Source organism: Methanomassiliicoccales archaeon (assembly GCA_014361295.1).
In the GTDB taxonomy this organism is placed as follows: Archaea; Thermoplasmatota; Thermoplasmata; order Methanomassiliicoccales; family JACIVX01; genus JACIVX01.
In genome coordinates this window covers 1-871 of the sequence record JACIVX010000105.1, presented here as the reverse complement: position 1 = coordinate 871, position 871 = coordinate 1, and the positions used below count along the sequence as shown (strand labels likewise).

Sequence of the window (871 nt, the reverse complement as noted above, 5' to 3'; positions counted from 1 at the left end):
GGAGGAACTAAGGGCTTGGGATAAGGTTGGGGATGATAAGAGCAAGGAGATAGAAGCAACCACTAAAAAGATCCAGTATCTTCAAGATCAACTAATAGAAACTGAGGATAAGATCAAGGATAAGGAACAGAACATCCTTGAGGGCTTAGAGGTGAATAAGAACCGTGCAAGGACTCAAAAGGCCAAGGAGATGTACCCAGAGATTAGAGAGTATTATATACACTTGGAGAAGGAAGAAGAAGAACTTAAAAAAGAATACTATAAGGTAAAAAAAGAGATAAGAGAACTCAATACTGAAATAAGAGGCCTAAACGCATACCTTGAAGGAAGAAAAATGGGAATAAACCAGTATGAGGCTGTAAAAGGCCAGGCAATAGAGGATATAATAAATGGTCTGGTAAAATACAAAAACATGAAACAATACCAAGAAATAGGAAACAAAAAGAGAGAAATAAGGGAACTGGAAACTGATAAAATGCTAATAGAAGGCCTAAAAAACACCATAATGGAAGAACTCAAACAAATAGAACATGAACACAAAATATATAAAAACAGATCCAGGGCCCTAAGCAAGAAACAGGAAGAACTCAAGAAAATCAAGAGTAAACTAACTGATATAGATAATAAGATCCAGATTAAAGAGAAGGAACTGCAAGCATACAGGAAGGCGGTTAATGAGGCCATATTTCTTAAATTATCTGATGAAATAATCCCAAGGTTGGAGAAGGCCATGGATAAGAAGAAACTTAGACTTAGGAAGATAGATAAAGACCTTGAACTGTTGAGGAAGGCCATTAAAGAGGCTTGGAGAGAGAAGGAGTTTATAAGGCGGGTTGCTGGATGGAAATGGGTTCATGATTATCACATGAAA

1 protein-coding gene is annotated in these 871 nt (G+C 36.9%); it reads left to right on the top strand.

The annotated features are described in order from the left end of the window. The coding region (locus H5T41_11415; protein ID MBC7109367.1) for a hypothetical protein at positions 1–871 on the top strand (871 nt) is incomplete at both ends.